Origin of the sequence: Ramlibacter sp. AN1133 (genome assembly GCF_037890035.1) — a bacterium.
In the GTDB taxonomy this organism is placed as follows: domain Bacteria; phylum Pseudomonadota; class Gammaproteobacteria; order Burkholderiales; family Burkholderiaceae_C; genus Ramlibacter.
The window spans coordinates 287,375-308,768 of record NZ_JBBKTQ010000002.1 but is presented as its reverse complement, the minus strand read 5'-3'; the positions used below and the strand labels follow the sequence as shown (position 1 = coordinate 308,768).

At 71.7% G+C, this 21,394-nt stretch carries 17 protein-coding genes; 5 read left to right on the top strand and 12 right to left on the bottom strand.

The features are described 5' to 3' along the window. The first annotated feature begins 118 nt into the window (after positions 1-118). Complete coding sequence (locus tag WG923_RS03965; RefSeq protein ID WP_340349635.1) at positions 119-415, top strand: helix-turn-helix domain-containing protein; 297 nt, start codon at positions 119-121, stop codon at positions 413-415. Between the two features lie 22 nt (positions 416-437). Then, entirely contained in the window at positions 438-1,532 is a 1,095-nt protein-coding gene (locus tag WG923_RS03960; protein WP_340349634.1) for a J domain-containing protein, read from the top strand. Between the two features lie 23 nt (positions 1,533-1,555). Here the strand turns inward: WG923_RS03960 and WG923_RS03955 are convergent, their stop codons facing one another. The 3 genes from WG923_RS03955 to WG923_RS03945 form a co-directional block, all read right to left on the bottom strand. Further along, positions 1,556-2,008, bottom strand: a complete 453-nt coding sequence (locus WG923_RS03955; RefSeq protein ID WP_340349633.1) for a type II toxin-antitoxin system VapC family toxin — start codon at positions 2,006-2,008, stop codon at positions 1,556-1,558. Beyond that, complete coding sequence (locus WG923_RS03950) at positions 2,005-2,295, bottom strand: FitA-like ribbon-helix-helix domain-containing protein (protein ID WP_340349632.1); 291 nt, start codon at positions 2,293-2,295, stop codon at positions 2,005-2,007. The genes WG923_RS03955 and WG923_RS03950 overlap by 4 nt, the downstream gene beginning before the upstream one ends. Before the next feature lie 75 nt (positions 2,296-2,370). After that, a complete protein-coding gene (locus WG923_RS03945) occupies positions 2,371-2,655 on the bottom strand; it encodes a hypothetical protein (protein ID WP_340349631.1) in 285 nt (94 codons plus the stop codon). A 153-nt stretch (positions 2,656-2,808) separates the two neighbouring features. Here WG923_RS03945 and WG923_RS03940 point away from each other — a divergent pair, with 153 nt between their 5' ends. Continuing rightward, entirely contained in the window at positions 2,809-3,387 is a 579-nt protein-coding gene (locus WG923_RS03940) for a hemerythrin domain-containing protein (protein ID WP_340349630.1), read from the top strand. Positions 3,388-3,455: 68 nt separating this feature from the next. Here WG923_RS03940 and WG923_RS03935 read toward each other — a convergent pair whose 3' ends face one another. Further along, positions 3,456-4,178 (bottom strand): Crp/Fnr family transcriptional regulator, encoded by a 723-nt coding sequence (locus WG923_RS03935; protein WP_340349629.1) that lies wholly within the window; start codon positions 4,176-4,178, stop codon positions 3,456-3,458. A gap of 96 nt (positions 4,179-4,274) precedes the next feature. Here WG923_RS03935 and WG923_RS03930 point away from each other — a divergent pair, with 96 nt between their 5' ends. Then, positions 4,275-4,859 carry a hypothetical protein gene (locus WG923_RS03930; protein ID WP_340349628.1) on the top strand — a complete coding sequence of 195 codons (585 nt, stop codon included), beginning with the start codon at positions 4,275-4,277 and terminating at the stop codon, positions 4,857-4,859. On the opposite strand, the gene WG923_RS03925 is transcribed toward WG923_RS03930, so the two are convergent. Next, the gene (locus tag WG923_RS03925) at positions 4,846-13,545 is read right to left on the bottom strand and encodes a GH36-type glycosyl hydrolase domain-containing protein (protein ID WP_340349627.1); all 8,700 of its coding nucleotides are present in this window, start codon (positions 13,543-13,545) and stop codon (positions 4,846-4,848) included. The genes WG923_RS03930 and WG923_RS03925 overlap by 14 nt on opposite strands. 31 nt (positions 13,546-13,576) lie before the next feature. Continuing rightward, the gene (locus tag WG923_RS03920; RefSeq protein ID WP_340349626.1) at positions 13,577-13,714 is read right to left on the bottom strand and encodes a hypothetical protein; all 138 of its coding nucleotides are present in this window, start codon (positions 13,712-13,714) and stop codon (positions 13,577-13,579) included. A gap of 211 nt (positions 13,715-13,925) precedes the next feature. Between WG923_RS03920 and WG923_RS03915 the strand changes: the two genes are divergently transcribed. Next, entirely contained in the window at positions 13,926-14,642 is a 717-nt protein-coding gene (locus tag WG923_RS03915; protein WP_340349625.1) for a Crp/Fnr family transcriptional regulator, read from the top strand. A gap of 13 nt (positions 14,643-14,655) precedes the next feature. Here WG923_RS03915 and WG923_RS03910 read toward each other — a convergent pair whose 3' ends face one another. Genes WG923_RS03910 through WG923_RS03885 form a run of 6 tightly spaced genes read right to left on the bottom strand, consistent with a single transcriptional unit; the run spans position 14,656 to position 21,222 of the window. Continuing rightward, positions 14,656-15,036, bottom strand: coding sequence for a hypothetical protein (locus WG923_RS03910; RefSeq protein WP_340349624.1), 381 nt, complete (start codon positions 15,034-15,036; stop codon positions 14,656-14,658). A gap of 22 nt (positions 15,037-15,058) precedes the next feature. Continuing rightward, on the bottom strand, positions 15,059-15,709 hold the full coding sequence (locus tag WG923_RS03905) for a hypothetical protein (protein ID WP_340349623.1): 651 nt from the start codon (positions 15,707-15,709) through the stop codon (positions 15,059-15,061). A gap of 4 nt (positions 15,710-15,713) precedes the next feature. Continuing rightward, positions 15,714-18,455, bottom strand: a complete 2,742-nt coding sequence (locus WG923_RS03900) for a two-partner secretion domain-containing protein (RefSeq protein WP_340349622.1) — start codon at positions 18,453-18,455, stop codon at positions 15,714-15,716. A gap of 13 nt (positions 18,456-18,468) precedes the next feature. Beyond that, positions 18,469-20,130, bottom strand: coding sequence for a ShlB/FhaC/HecB family hemolysin secretion/activation protein (locus WG923_RS03895; RefSeq protein ID WP_340349621.1), 1,662 nt, complete (start codon positions 20,128-20,130; stop codon positions 18,469-18,471). Continuing rightward, positions 20,127-20,438 carry a BON domain-containing protein gene (locus WG923_RS03890; RefSeq protein WP_340349620.1) on the bottom strand — a complete coding sequence of 104 codons (312 nt, stop codon included), beginning with the start codon at positions 20,436-20,438 and terminating at the stop codon, positions 20,127-20,129. Before WG923_RS03890 ends, WG923_RS03895 begins: the two co-directional genes overlap by 4 nt. Positions 20,439-20,487: 49 nt before the next feature. Continuing rightward, a complete protein-coding gene (locus WG923_RS03885; protein ID WP_340349619.1) occupies positions 20,488-21,222 on the bottom strand; it encodes a beta/gamma crystallin-related protein in 735 nt (244 codons plus the stop codon). Positions 21,223-21,394: the final 172 nt, after the last annotated feature.

Sequence of the window (21,394 nt, the reverse complement as noted above, 5' to 3'; positions counted from 1 at the left end):
GTCATCTACTTCACGCGCCTCACCTCAGGGGAAATCTGGCTCCTCTTGATCTACTCGAAATCGGCTCGAGACAACGTCCCTGGCCATCTGCTCAAGGCCGTACGTGAGGAAATTGAACATGGCTAGTCGCAAGAAAGTCCCTGTGGGCGAGGAGCTGGGCCTCAAGCTGCTGCAGTCCGTTCGCGAGATGAAGGCAGCGCAGGCCGCTCGCGTGACGAAGGTGGAGCCGAATGAGGTCGCTCAAGCGCGCCAGCAATCGGGTTTGTCCCAGACCCAGTTCGCAGAAGCGTTGGGCATCTCCAAGCGCACGCTGCAGGAATGGGAACAAGGCCGGCGCTCCCCGTCGGGCGCGGCGCAGACGCTGATTCGCATCGCCAGGCGGCATCCGGAGGTGGTCAGGGAGGCCCTGGACTGAACGAAGGGAGTATCGATTGTCGATGTCCCGCCTCCCCACCCTCCAGATCCCCGCTGCCAAGGCCGGCCCGCTGGGGCCGCAGCAGAAGCGCTTCAACACGCTGATCCGCCAGATCGAGCAGGCCCGCGGCACGCTGGCTGCGTGGAAGGAGAACGTCCCCCTGTACCGGCAGGCGCACCAGCACGTGCTGGTGCCGCTGCAGCAGGAACTGCAGGCGGCCTTCCGGCAATGGCTGTCCGCCCTGGACATCCTGGTGGACCAGAAGGGCTGGAGCAAGGCGGAGCGCTCCACGCTGCGCGAACTGATCTGCGACAGCGCGCAGAACATGCTGCTGGCGCGCGGGGAAGACGCCGGGATCAAGGCGCTGTACGACAAGCACGCGGACGTCGACTTCGACACCGAACAGCGCGAGATGACGCTCGTGATGAAGGCCCTGGCGGAGGAAGTGACCGGCCTGGACCTCGGGGACGACGAGATCCACTCCGACGACGTGCTGTTCGAGCGCATGCGCGAGGGTTTCACGAAGCAGTCGGCCGCCCAGGAGGCCAGGCGCCAGGCGCGGGCGGCGCGCAAGACCAAGACCGCCGCGCAGCAGCGGCGCGAGGCCGAGGCGCAGCAGGCCACGCAGTCGGTGCGCGAGATCTACCGCAAGCTGGCCAGCTCGCTGCATCCGGACCGCGAGACCGACGAGCGCGAACGCGCCGCGAAGACGCAGCTGATGCAGCAGGTGAACCAGGCCTATGCCGCCGGCGACCTGCTGGCGCTGCTGGAGCTGCAGTTGCGCATCGAGCAGATCGATGCAAGCCACGTCGCCACCGCCAGCGAGTCGCGGCTGAAGCACTACAACAAGGTGCTTGCGGAGCAGCTGGAGGAGCTCAAGACCGAGATCCAGGACGCCGGGATCGGCTGGTCGGTCGAATTCAACCTGCCGCCCTTCACGCAGGCGGACCCGCGCCGGCTCGGTGAAGTGATCGAGCAGATGAAGCGCGCCTGGCGCGCCGAGCTCGCGCAGCTGCAGAAGGACCTGCGCATGTTCGCGGATGCGGCGGCGACGAAGAGATGGCTCAAGCAGCAGCGGCAGCGGCTGGCGCGCAACGGGTACGACCTTCCGTTCTGAGGGCGAGGCGGAGTGATCGCGTCCTAGCGAGGCCCGGCCAGGTGCGCCCGCGCCGCCTTGGCCAGCTTCGCGTCGAAGGTGGCCAGCGGCGCCTGCAGGCGTTGCGCGACCCACAGGTATGCCGCGTCGTAGGTCGAGACGCCATAACGCAGTGCAAGACCATACTGCGCGGTGATGTCGGGCCGATGCAGCTCGATACTTTGCTGGACGTACTCGGAAAGCGCGCGTGCGATGACTGCCTCGGGCACGCCGGCACGTTGCTTCTTGGCCGCGACGCTCACGAACTCGCTGTCAAGGAGCAACGGCGCATGCAAGGTCTTGCCAAGGAGCGCGCGCAATGCCTCGTCGCGTGTCTGCTCCTCGAAGAGCGCCGCGCTCAGCACGCTGCAATCCACCACGATGGGCGGTCGGCCGAGGAAGGCGGGCGGCGGCTCCGCGACGTGGAGGAGAGGCTTGCCGGGAGATCGCGCGGTCACCGGCTGTCGCGGTCAGCGCGAATGATGTCGACGGCTTGAGGACCGCCGCGAACGGGCTCGGGAAAGAGGATGCGTGATTCGCGAGCGAAGTCTTCCATCGTGCGCGTGCCCCTTCGCCCTTCGAAGGGCGTTGCATTCGGGGTCGGGCCGGCCACGCCGCCCGCCTGCACGGCCTGGTGGATGATGGCCATCAGTTCGCCTTGCAGCGAACGGTGGTTGCGCGCCGCCCGCTCGCGGAGTGCTTGTGCGAGCTCTTCGGGAACATCCTTGATCGAGAGGTTGGGCATGGCTCGAAGCCATTCTGGCTCCGGAATGGCTCCAACGTCAAGATCTGCGGCGCCGCCCTCCTCGAATCCTTTCGCTCACTTGAAGACCCAATGCCAGGCCTCGGAGCTGGGCCCGTTGGCGTGCACGCGCCGCGCGTCGCTCAGCGCGTCAGCGAGGTCGCGGTAGCGATAGCCCGCGAAGCAGTAAGCGCCGCCATCGAAGCGGATGCCCAGGGCTTCCATCGCATCGAGGTCGGCCGCCACGGGGGTGGAGAGCGGCTGGTTCGCCTCGGGCGGCAAGTCCCCGTCCTCGCCCATGAAGACCGGGACGGCGGCGAGGCGCTGCCCATCGTCCGCCGGTGGACTGGAGGGGCTGTTCATTGGGGGCTTCGTGGGTGCATGGGGACACTGTGAGTGCTGGCGCGCGCCGCGGCTGTAGGCGGACGCACTCGGCCGGCCCTCTTTCCTTGAGCGCAATCAAATCGGTTCCGGCCTTCACAGTGCATCCTGAGGCTCGCAAGCTCAGGAGGACGCATGAACCCGGTCATGGCATGGCATGAGGAGCACGCCTATTTCGCTCGCCTGCTGCAGGTCCTGCAGGAGGAAGTCGACACGCTCTATACGGGGCAGACGCCCAATTACGAACTGCTGCTCGACATCGTGTCCTACCTGCGCGAGTACAGCGACCAGGTGCACCACCCGCGCGAGGACGAGGCCTTCAAGCGCCTGGCCCGCCGCAGCCCGGAGCTGCGGCCGATCCTCGTGCGCCTGCACCAGGAACACCGCGTGATCGCGCAGTCCGGCGACCGCCTGCGCGAACTGGTGGAGGAGGCCGTCAGCGATGCCGTGCTGCCGCGGGCGGACATCGAGGCCGCCGCGTCCACCTACATCGTCTATTACCGCAACCACATCGCGACGGAGGAAAAGGAAGTGCTTCCGGTCGCGGCCCGCTCCCTGACGGAGGACGACTGGCTGGCGGCGAAGGAGGCCGCGCCCGCGAAGGCGGATCCCCTGGTGGGGGGCGATGCGGGGGATCGGTTCAGGCATCTGCGGCGCAGGATCGCCGGCGAGACGCCGCCGCATCATCGGGCGGCACCAGCGACATCCGCGTAGGCCGGGCTCGCCGCCGGCGACACCGGCCTGGGCGGCCCACAGCCGGGGTGCGCTTCGCGCCGCCCAGCCTACAACAGCGGCAGGGGCGTCAGCAGCCGCTCGTATTCGCGGCGCACGACGGCGTAGCACTCGCACGTGCGCTGCTCCAGCCCCGCGCGGTCCAGCACCGTGATGCGGCCGCGCTGGTAGCGGATCAGGCCGTCGCGCTGCAGGCTCAGGGCCGCTTCGGTCACGCCCTCGCGCCGCACGCCGAGCATGTTGGCGATCAGCTCCTGCGTCATCACCAGTTCGTTGCCGGCCAGCCGGTCCAGGCTCAGCAGCAGCCAGCGGCACAGCTGCTGGTCCAGCGAGTGATGGCGGTTGCAGGCCGCGGTCTGCGCCATCTGCGTGATCAGGGCCTGCGTGTAGCGCAGCAGGAGATGCAGCACCGGCCCCGAGCGGTTGAATTCCGCCTTGAGCGCCTGGCCCCGCAGGCGGAAGCCCTCGCCCGCGCTCTGCACGACGCAGCGGCTCGGCGTGGTCTCGCCGCCCATGAAGAGCGAGATGCCCACCAGCCCCTCGTTGCCGATCACCGCGATTTCCGCCGACGCGCCGTCTTCCATCACGTACAGCAGGGAAACGATGGCGGTCGTGGGGAAGTACACGTGCGTCATCGCCACGCCGGATTCGGAGAGCACCTGCCCCAGGGGCATGGTCACCGGCTCCAGCTCGGGTTCCCAGCGGGCCCACTCCTCGGGCGGAAGGGCGGCGAGCAGGAGGTTCTTCCGCGGGTCGGGCGATGGTATGGACATGCCGTTTCAGTATAAGAGGCCCGGTGCCCATCCGTTCGCAACCGTACAGACACCGGCGGCGGGATCTGCCAAGCTGGACGGGTAACAGGAAACGAAGTGACCCACATCCGGATCCCCCGGCTCGCCGCGGCGGCGGGGCTTGCTCTCTGCACCGCCGCCACGGCGCAGGTGTTCTCCAGCAGGGACCACGAGGCGCGAGAACTGCGGATCACCGCCCGCTACCGCACGGCGGTGGCGGCCTGCGCGCCGCTGGAGGGCCACGGCGAGGACGTGTGCCTCGCCGAGGCCGAGGCCGAAGAGCGGATCGCCCGCGTGGACCTCGAGGCGCAGTACCGTCCCTCCGCCAAGGCGCGCCACCACGCGCTCGTCGTGGCGGCGGACAGCCGCTACGCGGTGGCGCGGGTGCGCTGCGAGGATCGCACCGGCGTGGCCCGGGACGCCTGCATGACGGCGGCCACCGCGCTGCGGACCGCGGAGCGCGACCAGGCCAGGGTGCTGCTCAATAACGCCGCGGCCCGTGCCAGGGCGACGGAGCAGGCCGACGATGACCGCGAGGAGGCATCGAGCGACACCTTGGCCGCGCGCTACTCGGCGGCGCGGATGCAATGCGAGGCCTACGTCGACAAGCTCAGGGAGCGGTGCCTCACGCAGACCCGCAACCACTTCCTCAAGCAGCCGTAACCGTTGCCCTCGCGGTCCGCGGCGTGCGCACGCGCACCACGTGGGCCTTGCCGTCGTCGACGAGCGCCAGCGCATGGCCCGGCTGCTCCCGCCCATCCAGCTCGATCGCCGCCAGCGCGCCGGCCTCCGGCGCGAAGACGATCTCGATGCGGTAGGTGGTATCGCGGAAGCGATAGTCGACCTCGAAGGACTCCCAGTGCTCCGGCACGCAGGGCGCGATCGCCAGCCAGGCGCCTTCGTCGGTGATGCGCAGGCGCAGCCCCAGCAGCGATTCGAGGACGAGGCGGTACATCCACCCGGCCGACCCCGTGTACCAGCTCCAGCCGCCGCGCCCGGTGTGTGGCGGCATGCTGTAGACGTCCGCCGCCACCACGTAGGGCTCCACCTGGTACACCGCGACTTCCTGCGCCGTGCGCCCGTGGTGCAGCGGGTTGATGATGTCCATCAGCTGCCAGGCGCGCCGCGCGTCGCCCAGCGCCGCGAACGCCATCGCGGCCCACACCGCGGCATGGGTGTACTGGCCGCCGTTCTCGCGCACGCCGGGCAGGTAGCCGGCGATGTAGCCCGGGTCCGGCCCGTTGCGGTCGAACGGCGGGTCCAGCAGCTGCACCAGCATCGCTTCCGGCCGCACCAGCCGCGTCGCCAGCGACGCCATCGCCTCGCGCGTGCGCGGCGTGTCCGTCATGCCATCCAGCACCGACCAGCTCTGCGCGATCGCGTCGATGCTGCATTCCACGCTGGTGCTCGAGCCCAGCGGCGTGCCGTCGTCGAACCAGGCGCGGCGGTACCACTGGCCGTCCCAGGCCGCGGCCTCGAGCCGCTCGCGCAGCGCGCGCCCTTCGGTCTCGCAGCGCTGCGCCAGCGCCAGGTCGCCGCGCCGGCGCGCGAGCGGGGCGAACTGGCGCAGCACTTCGCACAGGAAGAATCCCAGCCACACGCTCTCGCCCTGGCCCCCGTGGCCGACGCGGTTCATGCCGTCGTTCCAGTCGCCGCCGCCCATCAGGGGCAGGCCGTGGGCGCCGAAGCGCAGGCCGTGCTCCAGCGCGAGCGCCGCGTGCGCGTACACGCTGGCGCCGCGGCCGGAGCGGGCCGGCAGGTCGTACCAGGATTCCTGCTCCGGCGCGAGCGGGCGGCCGTCGAGGAAGGGCGCGATCTCGTCCAGCACGCCGGTATCGTTGGTCGCCTCCACGTAGCGGCACAGCGCCAGCGGCAACCACAGGTAATCGTCGGAGATGTGCGTGCGCACGCCGTGGCCCCAGGGCGGATGCCACCAGTGCTGCACGTCGCCCTCGGGAAACTGGCGCGCCGCGCAGGTGACGAGGTGCTCGCGCAGCACCTGCGGGCGCGCGTGCACCAGCGCCATCGCATCCTGCAGCTGGTCGCGGAAGCCGAAGGCGCCGCCCGACTGGTAGTGGCCGCTGCGCGCCATCATGCGGCAGCCCAGCGTCTGGTAGACCAGCCAGCCGTTGGCCAGCAGGTCCAGCGCCGCGTCGGGCGTGCGGACCTGCACGGCGCCAAGCAGGTGCTTCCAGTGCGCGTGCACGTCGGCCAGCGCCTGCTGCACGGCGGCGCGGCCGCGGAAGCGCCGCACCAGCTGCTGCACTTCGTCGACGCTGCGGCCCATGCCGAGGCGGAAGCTCACCTCGCGCGACTCGCCCGGCGCCAGCCGCACGGGCACCTGGATCGCGGCGCACGGGTCGAGCCCCACGCCGCTGCGGCCCGAGAGGTGCGCGCGGCGCAGGGCGGCCGGATGGCGCAGCGAGCCGTTGCGGCCGATGAACTCGCCGCGGTCGCAGGTCATGGTGCCGGCCAGCCGGTCGGCCTCGTCGACGTCGAGGTAGGCCACCCAGTCGCCGTACTGGTTGCTGTAGCGGTTGCGCGCGAGCACCGCGCCGCTGTCGGTGGCCACTTCGGTGTGCAGGTGCGATGCGGTCCGCGCGCGCATGTCGCCCAGCACCCATTCGACGTACGCCGTCACGGAGAGCTGGCAGGTGCGCGCGCTGTCGTTGCGCAGCACCAGGCGCGAGAACTTCACCGCCGCGTCGGTGGCCACGAACACGGTGAGCTCGCTGTGGATGCCGTTGGCGGCGTGCTCGAAGACGCTGTAGCCGAAGCCGTGCCGCGTGACGTACGGCGCGGGGTCGTCGTCGCTTCCGGCCTGCGGCAGCGAGGTGGGATTCCACACCTGGCCGGTCTCGTCGTCGCGCAGGTAGAGGACTTCGCCGGAGGCGTCGATGACGGCGTCGTTGTTCCAGGGCGTCAGGCGCAGCTCGTGCGCGTTCTCGCACCAGGTGTAGCTGCTGCCGCCGTCGGAGACGACGGTGCCGAAGCGCGGATTGGCGATCACGTTGACCCACGGCGCCGGCGGCCGCTGGCCGGCCGGGGCGGCGATCACGTACTCGCGGCCGTCGGGCGTGAAGCCGCCCAGGCCGTTGTCGAACACCAGGGCGGGGCGCGCGGGCGCACCGGGCGCCGGCACGGAGGCGGGCGCGCGGGTCGGTTCCAACGGCGCCACGAGGCGCAGCGGTGCCCGCTTGCGCCCCACCTGTTCGGCCAGGGAGCCGAGCCGGTCGCTGAGGATCACGCGCGCCACCGACTGCAGCAGCACGCGGTCTTCCACCGCGATCTGCTCCGCCTGGCGCACGAAGATGCCGCCCGGCCGGTCGACCTCGTGCGATTCGATGCTGCCCGCGATCAGCCCCAGGATCTGTTCCTGCAGGCGCTGGCGGTACACGTCGCGCTCCTCGTTCCAGATCACCAGGTCCACCTGCAGGCCCTTGAGGCGCCACCAGGCGTGCGCCTGCACCAGCTGGTGCACCAGGCCGATGTTGGCCGCCTCGCTCACCTGCAGCAGCACGATCGGCAGGTCGCCGGAGATCGCGTAGCCCCACAGGCCCGACTGGGCGCGGCGGTTGCGCAGCAGGATGGCGGGCTGCGCCCGCAGCGTGGCATCGGCGTGCACCACGCTGTTGGCCAGGCGCGCATAGAGCTGCGCCTCCGCCTCGCTGATATTGAGCTGCCGCAGGCTCACCTGGCTGTGCGTCCATGCCAGCTCGAACACACGGTCCGCGAGGCGCCGGTCCATGTACTTGTGCGCCAGCGCGAGGCAGGCCTCGCGCGTGTCCGCGGCGCCCCAGACCAGGTCGACCACCGCGCTCTGCTCGGGCTCCAGCGTCACCACGCGGCGGGTGGCCAGCACCGGGTCGAGCACGGCGCCGCTGCTGCCGGAAAGCGGCTGCGCACCGCGCAGCGCCGCCGGGCTCTCCAGGCTGCGGCCGCGGCCGATGAAGCGCGCGCGGTCGCTCTCGTGCGAGGGCGGGCCCGCCGGCGCGCCGTGCACCGCGACCAGGTGGAACATCGACGGCGAGGCCTCCTCGGCGGAGCGCGGGCGGCGCGTGCAGAGCAGCGCCGGCGGATCCTCCACGATCTCGGTCTGCAGGAACAGCTTGCTGAAGGCGGGATGCTGCGCGTCGGAGGCGGCCGTTGCCAGCACCGGTTCCGTGTAGCTCGTGATCTCGATCGTGCGTCGGGTGCGCCCCAGGTTGGTCAGGCGCAGCCGGCGCAGCTCGATGTCGTCCTCGGGCGAGACCACCACCTCGGTGTAGGCCTCGATGTCCTGGTCGCGCCGGCGGAACTCCGCGCGGCCTTCGGTGAAGATGGTCGCGTGGTGGTCCGACGGCGAGCGCGCGGGCTGGTGGGTCGCGGACCAGAAGCTGCCCGTGTCCAGGTCGCGCAGGTAGCAGAAGCTGCCCGCCGCATCGGCCGTGCCGTCCTCGTGCCAGCGCGTGAGCGCGAGGTCCTTCCAGCGGCTGGTGCCGCCGCCGGCGTTGGTGAGCATCACGTGGTAGCGGCCGTTGGACAGCAGCTGCACCTCCGGCGTGGGCGTGTCGGGCGTGGTGATCACGCGCAGCGGCGTCGCCGCGGCGCCGATGCTGGCGCGGTCGTCCGCCGCCTCCGGTGCCTCGCGGTGGAAGGCGACGCCCTTGGGAATGCGCTCCTGCAGCAGCAGCAGGGTGGCGCGCAGGCGCGGCTCCGCCTCGAAGCGCCGCTGCATCGGGGCATCGAGCAGCACGTTCGCCAGCGCCAGCAGGCTCATGCCCTGGTGGTGGGCCATGTAGGAGCGCACGACGGCCCGCGTCTCGCCGTGCCGCAGGCGCGTGGCGGTGTAGTCGATCGCTTCGTGGAAGCCGAAGCGGCCCGCGGCTCCCTCCGCGGCGAGGCGGCGCAGGTTCTGCACCGCGGCCGCGGGGGCGACCATCAGCGCCATCACGGTGGCGTAGGGCGCGACTACCAGGTCCTCGGCCAGCCCGCGCTGCAGCCCCAGCCCCGGCACGCCGAAGGCGCGGTACTGGTAGTTCAGGTGCGCGTCGGTCAGGTTGTAGCCCGACTCGGACATGCCCCAGGGCACGCCGCGCTGGCGGCCGTACTGGATCTGGCGCTGCACGGCGCCGTGCATCGCCTCGGCCAGCAGGGTGTTGGCGTAGGTCGGCATCACCAGCATCGGCATGAGGTACTCGAACATCGAGCCGCTCCAGGACAGCAGCACGGCGGTTCGACCCAGCGATGCCGACTGGCGGCCGAGCGCGAACCAGCTCTGTTGCGGCAGCTGCGACTGCGCGATGCCCACGAACACCGCGAGCCGCACTTCGGAGGCCAGCAGGTCGTAGTAGCCGGCGTCGCGGCGCCGGTCGTCGACGTTGTAGCCGATCGTCAGCAGGTGGCAGCTCGGGTCGTACAGGAAGGTCGGGTCCGCCTCCGCCAGCGCGCCGGCGCGCTCGGCCAGCGCCTGCAAGGCGGCCCGGCGCACGCGCAGCGCCGCGGGGTCCCAGGTGCCGGCGGCGCCGCGGTGCCCGGAGGGTTCCAGGCGCAGCAGCGCGTTGCGGGCCGCCGCGCACTGGTCGACCAGCGCGCGCAGCCAGCGAATGACCTCGACCCGCTGAGCCTGCGGGCCCAGGTCGGCTTGCTCCAGCATGTCGACGGCGCAGGCATGCAGGGCATCGAAGGCGTGCGGGTCGGGCGCGGCCTGCGCATCCTGCGCGCCCGCGAGCAGCGCCGCGAAGCGCACCGCGGCGGCGCCGGGAAGATCCCCGTCGGCGACTTCGCGCAGGACGGCCAGCGTGTCGCGCAGGCCCTCGAACAGCGGCTGCCACTGCGGCGCCTCCTCGGCCAGCAGCAGCAGGCCCGAGCGCAGGGTGAGCAGGTGGCCCGAGAGGTTGCCGCTGTCCACGCTGGACACGTAGGCCGGCCGCAGCGGCTGCAGCGTGCGCGTGTCGTACCAGTTGAGGAAGTGGCCGTGGAACCGCTCCAGCCGGTCCATCGTGTCGAAGGTGGCGGTGGTGCGCTCCACGAGCTGGTGCTCGGTGAGGTAGCCGAAGTCGCGCGCGGCCAGGTTGGCCAGCAGCGACAGGCCGATGTTGGTGGGCGAGGTGCGGTGCGCCACGCGCTGCTCCGGCAGCTCCTGCATGTTGTCCGGCGGCAGGAAGTTGTCTTCGGCGGTGACGAAGGTTTCGAAGAAGGCCCAGGTGCGGCGCGCGAGTTGCCGCAGCTCGGGGTAGTCGCTCGCGGCCAGCACGTTGCGCGCGGCCGCCAGCGGCAGGCTGATCCACCACACGATCGCCGGCGCGGCCAGCCACGCCAGCAGCACGGCGAGCGCGGCGGGCAGGGCGTCGGGACGCCGGGCCACGAGGACGGCGGCGACGGCCAGCGCGAAGGCGGGCGCGACCCACATGCGCCGCAGCGTGGCCAGCAGGTCGTCCGCGCGGGAGCCGGCGCCGGAGCGGTCCGTCTCGATGGAGGGTTGCCACTCGAGCAGGCGGCGGCCGGACAGGCGCATGCGCCAGACCGTCCGCAGGATCGCATCGAAGCTCACCCACGTTTCATAGGGCAGGCATACCAGCGCGAGGACGGGCTGGCCCAGGGCGCGCTGCGACGCGGGCACGATGGCCGCAAGGTGTTGCCGCCACGTCTGCTCCTCGGGCTTGCGCACGAAGTCCGCGACGACGCCGAGCAGGCAGGGCACGAACAGTACCGCCAGGCCGGCCAGCGTCCACAGCCACGCCGGCTGCAGCACGGTCCATCCCAGCACGAACAGCGCCGTGAGCGCGCCGGGCGCGAGGCTGCGCCGCAGGTTGTCCAGGATCTTCCAGCGTGACAGCGAAGACAGCGGGTTGGGCACGGCCACCAGCTGCTCGCGCACGGCACCGGCCGCGTCGGTGAGCGGCAGGCGCAACCGCGGCAGCAGCCAGCCGGCGATCTGCCAGTCGCCGCGCATCCAGCGATGGCGGCGGCGCACGTCGGCGTCGTAGCGCGAGGGCGAGTCCTCCACCAGTTCGACGTCGCTGAGCAGGCCGCTGCGCGCGTAGCAGCCTTCCAGCAGGTCGTGGCTGAGGATCAGGTTCTCGGGCATGCGGTCGGCCAGCACGTGCTCGAAGGCCTCGACGTCGTAGATGCCCTTGCCGATGAAGGAGCCCTCGCCGAACACGTCCTGGTAGACGTCGCTCACGGCGCGCGTGTAGGGGTCGACGCCCGAGTCGCCGCCGAACAGGCGGCCGTAGAGGGAGCGGTTGGCGGCGACCAGGCTGACGCTCACGCGCGGCTGCAGGATGCCGTAGCCCTCCACCACGCGCGGCGCCCCCGGGGCACCGCCGAAGCGCGGGCGGTTCAGCGGATGCGCCATCGTCGCCACGAACTTCCAGGCGGCGTCGCGCGGCAGCTGGGTGTCGGTGTCGAGCGTGATCACGTAGCGCACGCCGGACAGCAGCCACAGGTCGCCGACGACGGCGGCGAAGCGGCCCGTGTCGCCATCGAGCAGCAGCGCGTTGATGTCCGCGAGCTTGCCGCGCTTGCGCTCGTAACCCATCCAGGTGTGCTCGCGCGCATTCCACTTGCGCGCGCGGTGGAAGAGGAAGAAGCGGCTGCCGCCGGCCGCCCCGGGAGGATCCGGATAGCGCGCGTTCAGGGCGTCGACGCCGGCGCGCGCGGCGCGCAGCAGCGCCTCGTCGCGGGGTTCGTGCTCGGAGCGTGCATCCTGGAAGTCGGTCAGCAAGGCGAAGCGCAGTTGCGGATCGCGGTTGGCGAGGAAGCGCACCTCCAGCGCGTCGACCAGGGAGGCGATGCCCTCCTCGCTGGCCAGCATGGTCGGCACCACCACCAGCGTGCGCGAGGCCGGCGGGATGCCATGGGAGAAATCCATGCGCGGCAAGGCCTCGGGCCGCGCCAGCAGGCCCATCAGCCAGTTCACCACCGCCACCGCGAGCTGGCTGGCCGCCAGCACCAGCACGATCGCCAGCACCGCCGCGAACAGCCAGCCGGCCGGGTGCGCGCGCAGCCAGGCGAAGGGCGCGCCACCGGCCCACCACAGCACGAGCGCCGGCAGGACCAGGCTGGCGCCGACGATGCTGCCGGCGTACCAGGCCAGCGGCTGGCGCGCCAGGGCGCGCCGCACGCGCGCGGCCGCATCGGGGCGCATGCCCACGCGCGCCTCGAGCTCGCTGCGGCCGGGGCCGACCAGGTAGTAGCCCACGTGGGCCTGGCGCTGGTCCGCGCCGGGATCCTGGCGGTTGGCGCCGCCGGCGAGCCCCAGGGCCGCCTCGGCCACCGCGTCCTCGCTGGCTTCGCTGTGGCGCGCGATGCGCTCCACCGCGTGCCGGTATGCATCGCGGGTGGCGAAGTCCATGCGGGCATACACGCCGATCGGGTCGCCGCGCAGGGTGCGCTCCACGGTGGAGAGCGTCTCGACGAATTCGCGCCAGTCGGTGGCGGCCAGCAGCCGCAGGCTGCCGATGCTGTTGCTGACCGACACCTGTTCGGCGGCCTGGTGCTGCGCCTCCATCTGCACGAGCTGCTCGGCGCTCTGCTGGTTGTCCGCCAGCCGCTGCTCCAGCCAGCTCAGGGGCAGCGCGAGGGCCGCGGTGTGGCCATGCAGGCGGCGCACGAGTTCGGCCACGAAGGGCGCGGTCATGGGCGGTTCGGAGCGCGCCATGTCGGCCACCACGAGGATCAGCCCCTTCGGGTCGCGCTCCGCGATCTCGAACATGCGGTCGGACCACTCGCCGGCCAGGTTGCGCTCGGCGCGGCTGGCGGCGACCTGCACCGCGACGCGGCGCAGGTTCTCGATCAGCGCCAGCCGCAGCATGATCGGGAAGGCCCACAGCTCGCCGAGCAGCAGCGGCCGCACCGACTGGTAGGCCGCGACGAAGCCGGTCAGGGAAGCGAGTTCGAGGCGGCCGTCGCCGTGCGAGACGGACTGCACCGCGAGGTCATAGACGCGCGGCAGCCCCGCGCCCGGGCCGGTGCGCAGGCGCGGCAGTTCGCGGCTGTAGCCGGTGGGCAGGAAGCGCGCGGCACTGCGCGTTTCCTCCTGCAGCAGGTAGTGGTTGTCGACCAGCCATTCGCCGGCGGGCGTGCTCCGGCGCTGGGAGCCTTCGCCCTCGCACAGCAGCTCGCAGACCGCGGCGAGCGTGTGGCGGTTGTCGGCCAGGCGAGGCAGCAGGCGGTCGGGGGCGCGCGAGAGTTCCCAGTCGTGCGTTTCGGCGAGCGAGCGGCCGTGCCGCTCCATCTGGTCGGCGCTGAGCAGCTCCGCGCGCAGGGGCGCGTCGCCATACGCCGCATCCACCGTGGCCCACGGCGGTGCGTTGCCGGCGCCGGCGCGGCGCGGTCGCACGCGGGAGTGGGTCGATGCCTTCACGCGGCCCCGCTTCGGGGCGCCGGCCGGCGCGCTATTTCTTCTGCGAGCGCGCAGGCGAGGCCTTCTGGACGGGCGTCACGGCGGCACTGGCCACCGCGATGGGCGCCGGCACCGGCGCCTTCTTCGGCTTCCTGGCTTCCTTGTTGCCGCGCTGTTGTCCCTTGGGCATCGTCTTCTCCTCGGTGGTTCATGAGCCGTACTGCAGGCGACCCCAGGTGTTCGCCGGGTCCCTGGCAATCCTTTCGCGGTCGCACCGGACCACTTTGGACCGGCCGCGGCCCGGCGTCTGTGCGCCAGCGTACGAAGGCCGCTGTGTGCTCCAGCGCGCAGACAGGCCGGAGATTTGCGTGCAGGCTCCCGGTGCAACGAAGGAGAACCTCGTGCTTGCCGACCCCGAAACCGGACCGCGCGCGAACCGCCTGCTGGCGCGCCTCGCCGGGGAGGACCGCGCGCGCATGGCGGCGCACTGCGAGTCCGCCGAGCTGGAGGTGGACCAGGTCCTGATGCGCCCCGGACTGCGCACGACGCACGCCTGGTTCCCGCTGGACGCGATCGTCTCGCTCAGCATGCCCGCGGCCGGCAAGCCGCATTCCCTGAGCGTGGCGATGGTCGGCGCCGAAGGCATGGTCGGCATTCCGCTGCTGCTCGGGTCGACCGCCTCGTCCCTGCGCGCGGTGGTGGTGCGCGAGGGCGCGGCGCTGCGCATCCCGGTGGTGGCGCTGCGGACGCAACTGCGCGAGAGCGACGACTTCCGCAAGCGCATGCAGCAGTACGTGCTGGTGACGCTCACCCAGCTCGCGCAGGCGACCCTGTGCACGCGCTACCACCGCGTCGAGGAACGGCTCGCGCGCTGGCTGCTGATGACGCAGGATCGCGCCCCCGGCCATCCCGTGCATGCCACCCACGAATTCCTGGCGGCCACCCTCGGCGTGCGCCGTGCCGGCGTCACCCGCGCGGCAGCGGTGCTGCAAAGGCGGCAGCTGATCGCCTATCACCGCGGCGTCATGACCGTCCTCGACCGCGATGGCCTGCAGGGTGCGTCCTGCAGCTGCTACGCCGCCGACTGCGCTGCGTATGCGAGCGGGATGCGTGCGTAGCGGCCCGGGATTCTCAGTTGGCGGGGGTTTCGCTGCGGCGCAGGATGCCGCCGCCGCTGACGCTGCCTTCGCTGCTGCCGGCGCCGAGGATGCGCTGCCTGCAGGCTTCGCGGTCGGCCGGCGGCTGCGCGGCGCAGCGTTGCGTCGCGTTGCGTTCCAGGTCCGCCGGCGCCGCGTCCCCCAGGCGCCCACGGCGGGCCTCCTCGTAGGCGGCGCCCGCCTCCTTCAGGCAGGTGGCCAGCGCCTGGCCGCTGTCGCCGCGCAGGCAGCGCGCGCGCTCCTGCCGGTAGTCGGCCTGCGCCTGCGACACCTGGCCCTTGCCAGCGGACCAGGCGGGGGCGACGGCGGCGGCCAGGGCCAGCGCGATCGTGCAGCGGAATGCGAAACGGGACATGGACTTCTCCTTGGATTCGGTTTCAGCGGCGCACCGGTTCATGCGTGCCGAAGATCTCGCGCGCGGAGCGCGTCTCGGGCAGCACGTAGACCACGCCCATGCCGCCGCGGAACAGCGGCGCCACCACCTCGGCGAAGAACTGCGCGGGAACGTTGATGCACCCGTAGGTGATGCGGTGGTCCGCGGGGGCCAGGCTGGCCAGCCGCTGCAGCCGCCGCTCCTTGGCCACCGCCACGCTCACCGGGTGCAGGGCCACCCCGGCGTCGTAGTCGACCCACAGGATCTCCTCGCCTTTCAGGCTGCGTTCCAGCGAGGCGATGAAGCGGCCGGCGGGCGTGGTCCGCTCCTCGGGCCGGATGCCCGCCATCGGCCGCTGCCCGACGCCCGGCGCCGTTTCGTCGCCGCGCGCGAGCCCGACCAGCGCCGGCGCCGTCCCCTGCAGCACGCCCTGGCCGTCGAAGACGAAGACGCGCGGATGCACCTTGTCGACGACCACGAAGGGCCGGCCCGCGTGGTCGTTGGAACCGATCACCCAGTCGGCGACATGCCGCGCCTCGGCGGACACGGCCTGCTGCCCGAAGTCGGCGCGCTCGCCGGCGGCCGCCGGCACCCAGGCCAGGCAGGCCGCAGCCACCAGGGCCCAGCCAAGGCGCGACGACGCGGACCGGCTCACGGGCCTAGTTCCGGTACGGCCTGGCGGGCCGGGGCGGCGCCACGTACGGCGCGGGAGCGGGCGGCGCGGGCTGTGCGGCCGGCGCCGGTGCGGCTTCGGGCGCCCGCACAGCCGCGGGAGCGACCACCGGAGCCGGCACCGGCGGCTGCACCAGCACCAGCTGCATGGGCGGCGGCGCGACCGGCGACACCACCAGCAGCGGCGAGGGCGGGCGCAGCAGCAGCGGCGCGACGATGAAGGGCGCGAACTGCGGCAGCACGGTGTCGGAGGTCGCGATCGGCACCTCCACCTCCGGCAGCAGCACCGGCGCGATCGGCACCGGGGGAATGGGCGTCGGCGCGATGGGGATCGGCGGGATCACCACGACCGGCGGGATCACCACCGGCGGCACCACGGCGGGGGGGATCACCACCGGCGGGACCACGACCGGTGGCACCACGGCAGCGGCTTTGATGGTGCCGGTGGTAGTGGACTGGATCGGCGCGCAGCAGCTAACGGGCAAGGCGAAGTTGGCCGGGTCGCTGACGGTGTAGCCGCTGTAGATGACGGTCTTGCCCGTGCCTGGCGCGCCGTCGGCGAAACTGGCCGTCGCCAGCGGTCCTGCCACCAGCGTCACGCCTGATGGCGATCCCTGCAGGCCGGTGAGCGTGGCCACGGATGTCCCGTTTTCGAACCGGTCAGGGACGGCGGGATGGACCAGCATGCGCGAGGTGAACGGCCCGCCGTTGCCGGTAGCGAAGAAACCGGTGTAATCGGTCGGCGTCAGGTAGGAAGTCGGGTTGTAGACGATGTCGATCGGCGCGATGCCGGCCGGCCCGGTGACAGTGGCGTAGGCGCCGACGCCGAACTTCACCGTACCGTTGGCCGCGCCCGGTCCGGTGGAGCCCGTGCCCGAGCGCAGCGAGAGTCCGCGCGGCACGCCGAGGTTGGCGAGGCTCTCACCTGCCGTGGCGCTGCCGGTGGTCAGCACGATCAGCGCTGCGCCGTTGGCGGTGTTGGTCAGGTTGATGTCCCGGGCGGCGCACAGCATGATGTTGCCGGTGGTGGTTGTCAGGCCCGCCGTGGGATGCAGCAGGTCGCGCACGATGTTGACGTCGCGGCCCGCGCTCAGCAGCACGCTGCCGTTGGTGGTCACGATCGGCGCGTTGACGTTGACGTCGTTGCCGCAGCAGACCACCAGGTTGCCCCGGGTGGTAGTGACGGCCGCATTGATGTTCACGTCACCGGCCGCGTTCAGCGTCAGCGTGGTCGGCGTGGTGGGCGACCAGCTGAGCGGCGTGGCGATCGTGATGTTGCCGGCGCCGGACCCCGCCGCGCCCCTGTTGGTGGTGGTGATGGTGACGTCAGTGCCGGCCGCGCCCACGCCCAGTGCCGTCGTGAGGTCGGCGACGGCGATGGTCGCCGTGCTGACGCCGGAGTTGGGCGCGAACACGCCGCCGGTCACGGTTGCGCCGGTGGTCGCCCCCAGCCCGATGGTGATGTCCGCCGGGTCGAGCAGCCACATGCCGCGCGTTCCGGCCGATGCACCGGCGTCCACATGAATGCCGGCCACATCCAGCCAGCCGCCGGACGTCTCGACCTGCCCGCCGTCGCCGCCCTGCGGGCCGCCGCGCGCGGTGATGCTGCCATAGGCGCGGGTCGATTCGTTGGACCAGATGACCACCTTGCCGCCGCTGCCGTCAATCGTCGCGCTGGCCGTGATGGTGGAGTCCGCGCTCATGTACGCCGCGGTGGCGTTGGGCACGCCGGCGTTCCTGCCCTGGTAGTCGCCTCCCACGAGCACCGTGCCGCCGCCGCCGGCGCCGGAGGCGTCGACGTAGGCGCCGAACAGGCCCACGTTGTGAGCCGTGAGTGTGACGCTGCCGCCAACCTGGCCAGCGCCCGCGGCCGACACGTCCAGCGTTCCGCCGGCGCTGACGGTACCGCTTTGCATGTCGCCCAGTAGCATGATGCTGCCGTCGCGGCTGGAGATGGTGCGGGCCTGGATCACGCCGGTGTTGTTAACCGCAGTGGACAGCAGGTTCCCGGCCGACTGCGTTGTCATCAGCACCCGGCCGCCGTCGGCCTGGATCAGCCCGCCGTTGCTCACCAGCGCGTCGACCGCGCCGCGGTCGACCGCCACGTTCAGCAGGTTGTCGCCCACCACATCCAGCGTGATCGCCTGGCCCGCCGCCAGTGCCACGGAGCCCAGGCGGGCGGAGATGACACCCTGGTTGGCGACGTCGGTGCCCAGCAGCGCGACATAGCCGCCGTCGGCGTTGATCGTGCCCTGGTTCACCACCGCGCCCCGGCCGCTGCCGCTGAAGCTGTAGCGCCCGGCCATGAAGTCGCCGTCCGCGATGTCCAGCGTGGAGGCGACGAGGCCGCCCACGTTGACCGAAGCGCCGGGGCCGAACAGCACGCCGCCCGGGTTGACCAGGAAGACCTTGCCGTTGGCGGACAGGCTGCCGAAGATGGCCGAGGGGTCGGGCCCGACCACGCGGTTCAGCATCACGGAGCTGCTGGCCGGCTGCTGGAAGCGCACCGACTCGCCCGCGGCGATGCCGAAGCCCTGCCAGTTGATCACCGCGCTGGGCGTGGTCTGCGTGATGGTGGTGCTGGCGCCCGTGGTGGCGATGCCCGCGGCGCCCGCGGCGACCGCGCCGCCGACCGGTGCGGCGTGGGCCGCCTCGAAGGAGAACATCATCAGCGCCAGGACAGCCAATGCATGCGGCGGGCGGGTGCCCGGAAGGAAGCGCTTGTTCATGATGAAAGCCTGCTCAGAAATACTTGACGAGCTGGATCCAGAAGCGGCCGGAGCGATCCGGGGCCGAGGTGGCCTTTTCGCTGCCGAGCTTGTGGGCGTAGAACGCGCGGACCAGGAAGTTGCCGGGATCGGCCCAGTTCACCCCGACGCCGGCGCCACTGAGGGTGCGGTGGTTGTCGCCGGCGAGCCAGGGATCGCGGTTCAGGGTCACGTGTCCCGTGTCGGCGAAGGCCACGAGCTGCATGCGGCCGGGGATCGGCGCCGGCAAGGGCGGCAGGTCCATGCGGCCTTCGATCGTGAACAGCCAGCCCTGGTCGGCATAGGCCTCGCCCTCCGGGTAGGCCCGCACGCCGTTCATGCCGCCGAGCTCCATCTTCTCGGAGACGTCCAGGTTCTTCGACGCCAGCTGGCCGCTCACGCCCGCGTACACCGAGAACGGGCCGCCGGCCCGCTGCAGGCGCATCGCGCTGTACGACAGCTTGTTGAAGTGGCCGTTGGTGCGGGCCGTGGCAGCGTCCTGCGCCAGCGCCGCCGGCGTCTCGATCTCCAGCCGGCCGGTGGACCAGGTGACGAAGTACGAGCTCACGCCGCCGCCGCCGATGCCGTCGCGGTGGTCGCCGAACACGCTGGCCATGAGCACGCGCGAGTTGCGCTCCGTCTCCGCGGGAACCGAATCCACGAAGTCGTCGAACTTCTTGGCGTCGAACGCGAGTTGCAGGTACAGGTTGTTGTTGCGGCTGCGGATCACGGGGTAGCGGCCGTACACGCTGGCGATCTGCGCCGTGCCGTGCGCGCCCAGGCTCTCGAATTCCTTGCCGAGCCGGTACTCCAGCCAGCTGTACGCCGCCCCGAGCTGGGCCCGCCCGGCCTGCAGCTGGTAGGAGGCGCGGGCGTACTTCAGCCCCTCGCCGGACGTGAGCAGGCGCAGGCTGGCCACGTCGCCCAGCCCCAACGGCTCGTTGAGGTTGACCGTGGCGCCGACGCGCCAGGCGCCGGTGAAGCGGTTGCCCGCGTTGTCGGCATCGACGCTGCCCGTGACGCGCCGCCCCTGGTCGATGTCGACGATGAGGTCGGACGTGCCGGGGGACGTGCCGGGCACGAGTGTCGAATGGACGTCGAGTCCCGGCAGGTCGGACAGCAGCAGCAGCCGGCTTTCCACCGGCGCGATGGCGAGCACCTCGCCCGGCTGCAGGCCGGACAGCGCGCTCTGGGCCACCCCGTTCCTGAGGTTGCTGCGGTTGCGCAACTGCACGTTGCCCAGGCGCCCCTCGCTCACGGCGATGGTCACCGCGCCATCGCGGATCTCCTGCGCCGGCAGGTAGGCCTGGGCGACGAAGTAGCCGTTGCGGCGATAGTGGTCCGTGATGCGGGCCGCCATCGCCTGCAGTTCGACGAGCGCGAGCTCGCTGCCCGGCCGGAAACCGGTGAGCGCAATCAGCTCGGGCTCGGGAAAGAGGGTGGCACCCTCCACCCTCAGCGACCTGACGACGATGCGAACGGCGTCTCCCGGCGGCACGGGCGCGGGGCTGGTTCGCTGCTCGATGCGGATCTCGGGCTCGGTGCGCGGCACCTGCGGCGCCGGCGGAACCTGCAAGGCGCCGCCGGTGGGGGGCTGCTGCGCCAGCGCGCCCGGCCCCAGCGCGAGCAGGGCCAGTGCGTACAGCGCGCGGGTCACGGCCGGACGGCGATCTCGTTGCGGACGGCGCGTACGCCGGTGACGTTGCGTGCGATCAGCTCCGCGGTGTTGCGCTCGTTGGTGTTCTTGGCGAAGCCGGAGAGCAGCACGGTGCCGTTGAGCGTCTCGACCTTGATGCTGGACGCGTCGACGTCGCGATTGTCGATGAAGCGCGCCTTGATGCTGGTGGTGATGCCGGCGTCGTCGACGTAGCCGCCGACGGTTTCCTGCCCGCGGGTGACGGCACAGCCGGCCAGGGCGATGAGGGAGGCGGCGAGCGCGGAGGTGAAGGCGATGCGAGTGTTCATGATTTCTTCTTCAGTGATGAGGGGGGTCGATGTCGGGGAAGGTGCCGCGTCAGCCGCGCGGTTCGCCGTTGCGGTTGACCACGATGGTGCGGCCGGGGGCCGTCGCCATCTGCACGCGGTGCTGCTGGCCGCGGAACTCGTAGGTCACGTCCCAGTAACTGGGGGTGGCCTGCACGGGATTGCTGTCGCAGCGGCGCACGTCCTGGGCGACCCGCGCCTGGGTGGCGCCCGACTGGTGTCCGAGGATGCCGCCGATGACGGCACTGATCGCCGCCTCCTGCGAGTTCATGTTGCCCTGGGGCTGCTGGCTGACCTGTTCGCGCTCGATCCAGCAGCGCTGGCCGGGCGTGCCGACCACGGCGCGCGAGGACATGACCTCGGCGTCGAACAGGCGCTCGTTGCGGCGGCGGCGGAAATCCTGCGCCACGACCGGCATCGGCGCGTAATCGGCATCGGCGACACGCTCGTTGGCCGGCAGCGGCCGCACGGAGGTGATCCGGTTGTCCATGCCCATCGCCTGCAGCGACGGGTACTGGCCCGGGCGCAGCACGGTGCAGCGGCCGTCGAAGCGGACGTCGTCGCACACCTGCCAGCGCTGCCCGACGACCACGGCGGAAGAGGCGCGGTTGCTGAACCCGGAGCGCTCCAGGTTGCCCACGCGCTTTTGCGTCGTCAAGGTGCGGCCCTGGAAGCCCTCCTGCTCGTAGAAGGTGACCTGGGCGGAGGCCTGCGCGGCGCAGGCCAGCGCGGTGGTGGCGAACAGGACGGATACGATGGTATTCATGGGGACCTCTTTCACAGCGCAGAGTAAGGACGAGTCCACGAAGGGTCTGTACGGTACCGAACCGATGGTCCCCACTCGGGGTGTTCTCCTACACGGGGCACGGCACGGGCCCCGGCAGGCCGGCGGCGCACCGGCACGTCCCGGCGCGTCCCGGCGCGTCCCGGCGCGTCCC